Source organism: Saccharothrix sp. CCNWYY140 (assembly GCF_037401995.1).
GTDB lineage: Bacteria > Actinomycetota > Actinomycetes > Mycobacteriales > Pseudonocardiaceae > Actinosynnema.
On the sequence record NZ_JBBEGC010000199.1, the window covers coordinates 1 to 8880 of the forward strand.

The window sequence follows — 8880 nt, forward strand, 5'->3', positions numbered from 1 at the left end:
AGCCCTTCGGGCAGGCCATACGGGGATGACACAAGCAAGAAGCCCAAGTTGAGTTGTGTCCTCCTCGGTGGACTGCCACTTGCCGGCTCCGCCGAAGAGCACCTTCGGTGGCCCTGGGGTGCTCTGGGGTGCTCAGTCCAGGGTGGAGACGAAGCGGGAGATGGCGTCGGGGTTGAGTTTTTGGGCCAAGCGGCCTGCCGGTGCCAGGGAGCCGAGCTGGTAGAGCGGGCGGTCAGCCGCAGCCAGGCCGCGGGCCTCCGCTCGCAGTTGTGCCACCAGCAGTTCCGAGAACACCAGACCAGGAGCGTCACCCCGGCCCGCGAGCACGTCGGCCAACTTCCTCAAGGCCAGGACACCTTGCTCCCGGCCACCCGTCCCCGCGTAGATGGCCAGGGCCAGGTTGATCGCCTTGCCGCCGCCCCGCACGAACAGCCCGACCGTGCGGCTGCCGCGCATGTCCGTCACCAGCAGGTCCAGCTGGTCGGCCGTGTGCAGGTCGACCGACCGGGTGCCGAAGGCGCGCACGGACAGGACGTGGCCCGCCAGCCACACCCGGCGGCGGGCCTCCGACCAGGCCAGCAGCAACAGCGGCAGTGCGAACACCGCCGCTGTCACCAGACCTGCCGTGCGGCCGGCGAGCAGGCCCAGTAGACCGCCGAAGGCGGCGGCGACCATCAGGGCGCCGATCGCCACCGTCCGGGCGCGCTTGCGCACCGCGGTCGGGTCCAGCAGGTCCAGTGGGATCCGCTCGTCGTCGCTCACCGGCCCAACGCCTCCCGCACCGCGATGACCACGTCCACCAGCGGCACCTCGCGCTGGTCGCCGGACGCCAGCTCCTTGAGCTGGACGACGCCGGCCTCGATGTCCCGCTCGCCCAGGACCAGCGCGAAACGCGCGCCGGAACGGTCGGCGCCCTTCATGGCGCCCTTCAGGCCCTTGCCGCCGTACGCCAGGTCGAATCGGACCCCGGCGGCGCGCAGGGCCGACGACAACGCCACCAGGCGGGACTTCGCGGCCTCGCCCAGGGGCACGCCGTACACGTCGCAGCGGGCCACGTCGCCGGGCTGCACGCCCTCGACCTGGCACGCCAGCAGCGACCGGTCCACGCCCAGGCCGAACCCGACACCGGACAACGCCGGCCCGCCCAGCTGCTCCATCAGGCCGTCGTAGCGGCCACCGCCGCCGATCGCGGACTGCGCGCCGAGGCCGTCGTGGACGAACTCGAAGCACGTCTTGGTGTAGTAGTCCAGGCCGCGCACCATCCGCGGGTTCTCGACGAACTTCACGCCCAGGTCGTTCAGGTAGTCCTTGACCTGCTCGTAGTGCGCGCGCGAAGCGTCGGACAGGTGGTCGCGCATCAAAGGCGCGTCCTCGACCATCGCCCGGACCTCGGGGCGCTTGTCGTCGAGCACCCGCAGCGGGTTGATCGTGGCCCGGCGACGGGTCTCCTCGTCCAAGGGGAGCTTCGCCAGGAACGCCTGGAGCAGCTCGCGGTACGCGGGACGGTCCGACGAGTCGCCCAGCGACGTCAGCTCGAGCCGGTAGCCGGTCAGGCCCATCCGCCGGAACGCCTCGTCGGCGATGGCGATGACCTCGGCGTCCAGGGCCGGGTCGTCCACGCCGATCGCCTCGACGCCGACCTGGTGGAACTGCCGGTAGCGGCCGGCCTGCGGCTGTTCGGCGCGGAAGAACTGGCCCGCGTAGGCGAGCTTGACCGGGAGCTGGCCCTTGTCCAGGCCGTGCTCGATGACCGCCCGCATCACGCCGGCGGTGCCCTCGGGGCGCAGCGTGATGGACCGGCCGCCGCGGTCGGTGAAGGTGTACATCTCCTTGGTCACCACGTCGGTCGACTCGCCGACGCCGCGGGCGAACAGGGCCGTGTCCTCGAAGACGGGCAGCTCGATGTAGCCGTAGCCGGCCAGCCGCGCGGAGTCCACGAGGATGTCGCGGACCGCGGTGAAGGTCGCGGAGACCGGGGGGAAGTAGTCGGGCACGCCCTTGGGGGCGGAGAACGTCGTCACGTCTTTCACAGTCCTCGGTGCGGTGCGGCCGGCGCGTCGTCGCCCAGTCCCAGCAGGAACGGGTTGGCCTCGCGCTCTCGGCCGATGGTGGTCGTCGGGCCGTGGCCGGGCAGGACCACCGTGTCGTCGTGCAGCGTCAGCACCTTGGTGCGCAGTGACGCCAGCATGGCGCGGTGGTCGCCGCCCGGCAGGTCGGTGCGTCCGATGGAGCCGGCGAAGAGGGTGTCGCCGGACAGCACGAGCCGTCCGCCCTCCTCGGTGCCGGCGCGGAACATCACCGACCCGCCGGTATGGCCCGGTGTGTGGTCGACGGTCAGCCGCAGGCCCGCCAGGTCCAGCTCGGCCCCGTCGGCCAGCTCGCGCACCTCGCGCGGTTCGCGCATCTCCAGGTTCCCGCCGAAGAAGGCGCGCGACTCGGCGCTGATGCCCTTGAGCGGGTCCGACAGCAGTACCCGGTCGTCGGGGTGCACCCACGCCGGGATGTCGTTGCCGTCGCACACGGGCGCGACGGCGAAGCAGTGGTCGAAGTGGCCGTGCGTGAGCAGGGCGGCGACCGGCGTGAGGCGGTGTTCGCGCAGCGCCTGGGCCAGCGGCTCTTCGGCGTCCTGGCCGGGGTCGACCACGACGCACGGTCCGCCGGCCTCCGCGGCCAGCACGAAGCAGTTGGCCTGGAGGGCGCCGGTGGGGAACCCGATCACCAGCACGCGGACACTCCTCGACGGCTCTCGACGGCAACAGAACGGCAACGGATCGCTGTGGACCGCCCCACCAGCCTATCCGGCACACACCAGCCATATACCCGCCCCCTAGACTGCACACCGATCGTCGCCGGTCGACGCGAGAACAGGGAGGTTGCAGGTGCCGACCAACGTGCAGCGCCGCGAGCAGGCCAAGCGGAAGCTGGAACGACAGCTCGCCCGCCGAGCGGAGCGCGCGAAGCGGCGCCGGATCGTCTCGGTGGTCGTGACCGTCATCGCCGTCCTCGTCGTCGGCGGCGGCATCTACTGGGTGTCCACGACCGACTTCAGCAGCTCCGACGACGCCGCGGCCACGTCGGAGACCCCGAAGCCGATCCAGATCCCGACCGAGGTCAAGGCCCTGCCCAAGCGCCCGACCCCGCTCGCGGACCCGGTGAACTGCGAGTACCGGGCGTCGAAGGAGCCGTCGTCCAAGGAGGGCACGAAGACGCCCGAGGCGACCGGCATCGGCGCCACCGGCACCCAGACGGCCACCATCAAGGCCAACATCGGTGACCTGAAGCTGACGCTGGACCGCTCGCTCGCGCCGTGCACCGTGAACAGCTTCGTCAGCCTGGCCAAGCAGGGCTACTTCAACGGCACCTCCTGCCACCGCATCGGCACCGAGGGCCTCCAGATGCTCCAGTGCGGCGACCCGACCGGCACCGGCCGGGGCGGCCCCGGCTACGCGTTCGACAACGAGACCTGGCCGGAGCTGACCTACGGCCGCGGCTACCTGGCGATGGCCAACGCGGGCATCGACCAGGAGACCCAGAAGGGCACGAACGGCAGCCAGTTCTTCATCGTCTACGGCGACGCCCAGCTGTCCCCGGACTACACGGTCTTCGGCAGCGTGGACGAGGCCGGCCTGAAGCTGGTCGACGAGGTGGCCCGCGCGGGCCACGACGGCTCCTTCGACCCGTCCCCCGGCGGCGGCAAGCCGAACAAGGAAGTGAAGTTCGAGTCCGTCACCGTCGAGTAGGCCCGACGAACACGAAGGGGCCGGCTGGCGCGCACTCGGGAGAGGAGTGCTGCCAGCCGGCCCCTTCGTCTTCCCCGCCGGTCGTGAGGTGACCGGCAGTCGCGATGATCGCAGCGGCACCTGACGTTTCGCTGACGTGTCGCGGCGTGTCGCCGGAAGGGCGCTTTCCGTAGTCTTTCCGTCCATGCGCCGGGCTCTGCTGATCGCCACCGACACCTACGGCGACCCGACGTTCGGGGCGTTGCGCGCGCCCCGGCGGGACGCCGAGGAGCTGGAAGCGGTGCTCCGCGACGAGGCGATCGGCGCGTTCCGCACCGAGGTGCTGCTGAACCCGTCCGCCCAGCTGCTGCGCGAGCACGTGGACGGCCTGTTCACCGAGGCGGGGCACGACGACGTGGTCCTGCTGTACGTGTCGGGCCACGGCGTGAAGGACCGCTTCTCCGGGCAGTTGCACTTCGCCACCACCGACACCCGCAACGACCGGCTCGCGTCGACGGCCGTCTCGGCGCAGTTCGTGCGCGAACGCATCGACCACAGCCTCGCCGCGCAGGTCGTGGTGTGGCTGGACTGCTGCTACGGCGGCGCTTTCCCGAGCGGGATGCTGCCCCGGTCGGCCGGGACCGTCGACGTGGTCGAGCAGCTGGAGGAGGGTCGCGGCTGCGTGGTCATGACCGCGTCGACGCACATCCAGTACGCCTACGAGCCCGACAGCGGCAGGGTGGACGACCGGGCCGAACCGTCGGTGTTCACCAAGGCGATCATCGAGGGCCTGCGCACGGGCGAGGCGGACCTCGACGGCGACGGCGAGATCACCGACCGCGACCTGTACGGGTACGTGTACGAACGCGTGCGCCGCGAGAGCCCCGACCAGACGCCGACGCACAGCGGTGTGCTGAGCGGCGACCTGCGCATCGCCTACGCCGGCACCCCACTACCCCGCGACTTACCCGACGAACTCCGCCGCCTGCTGCGCAGCAACGACCCGGCCCTGCGCCTGGTGGGCGTGCGCATCCTCGGCACCCGCACGGAGGAGGGCGACCCGGTGGCACGGGCAGCCCTGGAAATCCTGGCCGCCGGCCCGAACCACGACCTGTCCACGGCGGCAACCGAGGCCCTGACCCCACCACCGCCTCTGCCTGCGGAACCCGAACCACTACCGCAACCGCCAGCAGAACCGGAACCACAACCGCTGGCGGAGCCCGAACCGCAACCGCCCGCTCCGGCGATCACCCCGCTGCGGGCCGACACGCCCCAGCCAAGCCCCGCTCCCGCAACGGTGGCGGACGCGCCACAACCGGAGCCCGAACCGCCGGTACACGCCGACTCCACCGCCACACTGGAACCGAGCCGACCCGCGCCCACCCCACCCCGGCCCGAGGTCACTACCGCGCCCCGGCCGGTCCGCTCCGAGGTCACCACCGTGCGGCGGTCGTCGGTGCCGAGTCAGGCCGAGCGGGAACCAGAGGCCCGGCTGCCGTTCGCCCACGCCGCCCTGATCGGCCGGGGCGGGCCGCACCTGGCGTTCGAACCCGGCTCGGCGCGGATCACCTCCGGCAACGCCATCTGGAACACCCGGAGTTGGCACCAAGCGATGTACCTGGTGCGGGCCCTCGGCCCCGCCGCCTTCAGCCCGGACGGCACCCTGCTCGCCGTCACCGGCCACGGCGAGCTCGTCGTGCACGAGCTCCGGCCGTGGCCGCGACAACAGGCACAGTTCCACCTCCGCAGCGACGACGTCCGGTCGGTGAGCTTCAGCCACGACGGAGCGATCCTCGCCGTCCACCGCGCCGGCTTCGTCGACATGTGGCAGCGGCAGGGCGACGGCTGGAAACGGCCGCGGCACCCCCTGCGGGGCCGTGAAACGCGCGACTTCCGGCTCAGCGCCGAGGGTCCTTTCGCGGTCGGCGCTTCCGACACCGGGGTAGCGCTGTGGGACACGGCGACCTGGCAGCAGCGGGGTGCCGCGGACCTGCCGGACGTCGACGTGGTCGCGGTGAGCGGGGACGGGACGCTGGTCGCCGCCGCGAGCCCGACGAAGGTCGTGGTGTGGGACACGTCGGACTGGAGCCCGCGAATGTCCCTGGACCTCGACCCCGGCCCGCTCCGGCGGGTCAGCGGGCCGCTCGCGTTCAGCGCCGACCTCCGTGAGCTGCTCTACCGCACCGGCGAAGGCCTGGAGCTGTGGGACCTCGCGCTGGGCCGGGTGGTGCAGCGCATCCCGACCGAGGTCGTGTCGGCGGCGTTCAGCCCAGACGGCCGGTTCCTCGCCGGCACCGCACCCGGCCGGTCGACCAGCCGGGACCTGTGGGTGTGGGCACGCGACCCCGACCACCTCACCGGGCTGCGCACCGACCGACGGCTCCCACCGCCGGCGGCGCGGCGCATCGCCGGTGAGGCCCGGCGAGTCCGTGCCCGGTGGGTGTCCGGCGCGGTGTCGCTCGCGGTGGGCACCACGGTCCCGGCGACGCAGGTGTGGTCGGGGACCACCGTCGTCCTCGGGGTGCTGGTCGCCGGCCTCCTGCACGTGCTGTCGGTGCTGGTCATCCTCCGGGCTTGGAGATCTTGATCAGGACGCCGACGTCACCCGGTACACGTCGTACACGCCCTCCACGCTGCGGACCGCCTTGAGCACGTGGCCCAGGTGCTTCGGGTCGCCCATCTCGAAGGAGAAGCGGCTCACCGCCACCCGGTCCCTCGACGTGGTCACCGAGGCGGACAGGATGTTGACCTTCTCGTCGGCCAGCACCTTCGTCACGTCCGACAGCAGGCGGTGGCGGTCCAGCGCCTCCACCTGGATGGCTACCAGGAACACCGAGGACGACGACGGTGCCCACTCGACGTCCAGCAGGCGCTCGGGGGTCTTGAGCAGTTCGTCGGCGTTGGTGCAGTCGGTCCGGTGCACCGAGACGCCGCCGCCGCGGGTCACGAAGCCCAGGATGTCGTCGCCGGGGACGGGGGTGCAGCAGCGGGCCAGTTTGACCCACACGTCCGCCGCGTCCTTGACGATGACGCCGGCGTCGCCGGTCACCCGGCGGCGGGCCACCGTGGACGGGGTGGAGCGCTCGGCCAGTTCGTCCTCGGCGTGCTCGACGCCGCCGAGCTGGGCCACCAGGCGCTGCACCACGTGGCGGGCCGAGGTGTGGCCCTCGCCGACCGCCGCGTACAGCGCCGACACGTCCGGGTAGTGCAGTTCCTTGGACAGCGCGCCCATCGAGTCCGCCGACACCAGGCGCTGGAGCGGCAGGCCGACCCGCCGGACCTCCTTCGCGATGGCGTCCTTGCCGACCTCGATGGCCTCTTCCTTGCGCTCCTTCGCGAACCACTGCTTGATCTTGGCCTTGGCCCGCGGGGAGGCGGCGAAGGACAGCCAGTCTCGCGAAGGACCCGCCCCCTCCGCCTTGGACGTGAAGATCTCGACCACTTCACCGTTCTCGAGCTTGCGCTCCAGCGCGACGAGCCGGCCGTTCACGCGCGCGCCGATGCAGCGGTGGCCCACCTCGGTGTGCACGGCGTAGGCGAAGTCGACCGGGGTCGAGCCGGTCGGCAGGGTCACCACGTCGCCCTTGGGCGTGAAGACGAAGATCTCCCGCGCGGCCAGGTCGAAGCGCAGCGACTCCAGGAACTCGCCCGGGTCGGCGGCCTCGCGCTGCCAGTCGAGGAGTTGGCGCATCCACGCCATCTCGTCGACCTCGACGCCCTTGCCGCTGTGGGTGCCGCGGGTCTCCTTGTACCGCCAGTGCGCCGCGATGCCGTACTCGGCGGTGCGGTGCATGTCGTAGGTCCGGATCTGCACTTCCAGCGGCTTGCCGTCCGGGCCGATGACCGTGGTGTGCAGGGACTGGTAGACGCCGAACCGGGGCTGGGCGATGTAGTCCTTGAACCGACCGGGCATGGGCTGCCACAGCGCGTGCACGACACCCATCGCGGCGTAGCAGTCGCGGACCTCGTCGACCTGGATGCGCACGCCGACCAGGTCGTGGATGTCGTCGAAGTCCCGGCCGCGCACGATCATCTTCTGGTGGATCGAGTAGTAGTGCTTGGGCCTGCCCTCGACCTTGGCGGTGATGCGCGCCGACTCCAGCTGCGTGGACAGCTCGTTGATCACACCGCTGAGGTAGGTGTCCCGCGAGGGCGCCCGGTTGGCCACCAGGCGCACGATCTCGTCGTACTTCTTGGGCTGGAGGATGGCGAACGCGAGGTCCTCCAGCTCCCACTTGACCGTGGCCATGCCCAGGCGGTGCGCCAGCGGGGCGAGCACCTCGAGCGTCTCGCGCGCCTTGCGGGCCTGCTTCTCCGGCGGCAGGAACCGCATGGTCCGCATGTTGTGCAGCCGGTCGGCGAGCTTGATGACCAGCACCCGGGGGTCCTTGGCCATCGCGATGACCATCTTGCGGATGGTCTCGGCCTCGGCCGCCGCGCCCAGCTTGACCTTGTCCAGCTTGGTGACCCCGTCGACCAGCAGGGCGACCTCGTTGCCGAAGTCGTCGCGCAACTGGTCCAACGAGTAGTCGGTGTCCTCGACCGTGTCGTGCAGGAGGGCGGCGACCAGGGTCGTCGTGTCCATGCCCAACTCGGCCAGGATGGTCGCCACGGCGAGCGGGTGGGTGATGTAGGGGTCACCGGACTTGCGCCGCTGCGGCCGGTGCTTCTCCTCGGCCACGTCGTACGCGTGCTGGAGGAGGGCGAGGTCCGCCTTGGGGTGCAGGTCCCGGTGCACGGCCGCAAGCGGCTCCAACACCTGCTTGACCGGCGCGGCCCGCTGCGCGGTGATGCGCCGGGCAAGGCGCGCGCGAACGCGCCTGGTGGCCGACGGAGGCCGTGCGGGCACGGACTGCGTCGTCTGGGCGGGCTCGATGTCCTGGCTCAACCACGCTCCTCGGGTCTAGGAACCGAGGATAACTCCGCAAGCGGCCACGCTCGGACGGCAAGCCGGTGAGCGGCGAACTTCACACGACGAACTGCGCCCAACCCATCGGCCCAACCGGTCGCACAGCGCCCCAACCCCGTTCCAATCGAGACTGAGGGCGGCCAAATGATGATCTTGCGACACACACCCGGCGCGCAGCGCGGGTTCTTCGGCGGAGCCGGCAAGCGGCAGTCCACCGAGGAGGACACAGCGCAACTTGGGCTTCTTGCTTGT

The 8880-nt window shown here is 71.4% G+C and carries 6 protein-coding genes; 2 read left to right on the forward strand and 4 right to left on the reverse strand.

What is annotated here, in order from left to right:
- Positions 1-132: 132 nt before the first annotated feature.
- Genes WBN91_RS37875 through WBN91_RS37885 form a run of 3 tightly spaced genes read right to left on the reverse strand, consistent with a single transcriptional unit; the run spans position 133 to position 2725 of the window.
- On the reverse strand, positions 133-762 hold the full coding sequence (locus WBN91_RS37875) for a hypothetical protein (protein ID WP_337729143.1): 630 nt from the start codon (positions 760-762) through the stop codon (positions 133-135).
- The gene (gene hisS / locus WBN91_RS37880; protein ID WP_337729142.1) at positions 759-2021 is read right to left on the reverse strand and encodes a histidine--tRNA ligase; all 1263 of its coding nucleotides are present in this window, start codon (positions 2019-2021) and stop codon (positions 759-761) included. Before hisS ends, WBN91_RS37875 begins: the two co-directional genes overlap by 4 nt.
- A gap of 5 nt (positions 2022-2026) precedes the next feature.
- Entirely contained in the window at positions 2027-2725 is a 699-nt protein-coding gene (locus WBN91_RS37885; protein ID WP_337729141.1) for an MBL fold metallo-hydrolase, read from the reverse strand.
- A gap of 154 nt (positions 2726-2879) precedes the next feature.
- On the opposite strand from WBN91_RS37885, the gene WBN91_RS37890 reads away from it, so the two are divergent.
- Together WBN91_RS37890 and WBN91_RS37895 are read left to right on the forward strand one after the other, a co-directional pair.
- Positions 2880-3740, forward strand: coding sequence for a peptidylprolyl isomerase (locus WBN91_RS37890; RefSeq protein WP_337729140.1), 861 nt, complete (start codon positions 2880-2882; stop codon positions 3738-3740).
- A gap of 184 nt (positions 3741-3924) precedes the next feature.
- On the forward strand, positions 3925-6306 hold the full coding sequence (locus WBN91_RS37895; protein ID WP_337729139.1) for a caspase, EACC1-associated type: 2382 nt from the start codon (positions 3925-3927) through the stop codon (positions 6304-6306).
- Here WBN91_RS37895 and WBN91_RS37900 read toward each other — a convergent pair whose 3' ends face one another.
- The gene (locus WBN91_RS37900) at positions 6307-8607 is read right to left on the reverse strand and encodes a RelA/SpoT family protein (protein ID WP_337729138.1); all 2301 of its coding nucleotides are present in this window, start codon (positions 8605-8607) and stop codon (positions 6307-6309) included. It lies immediately after the preceding gene.
- Positions 8608-8880: the final 273 nt, after the last annotated feature.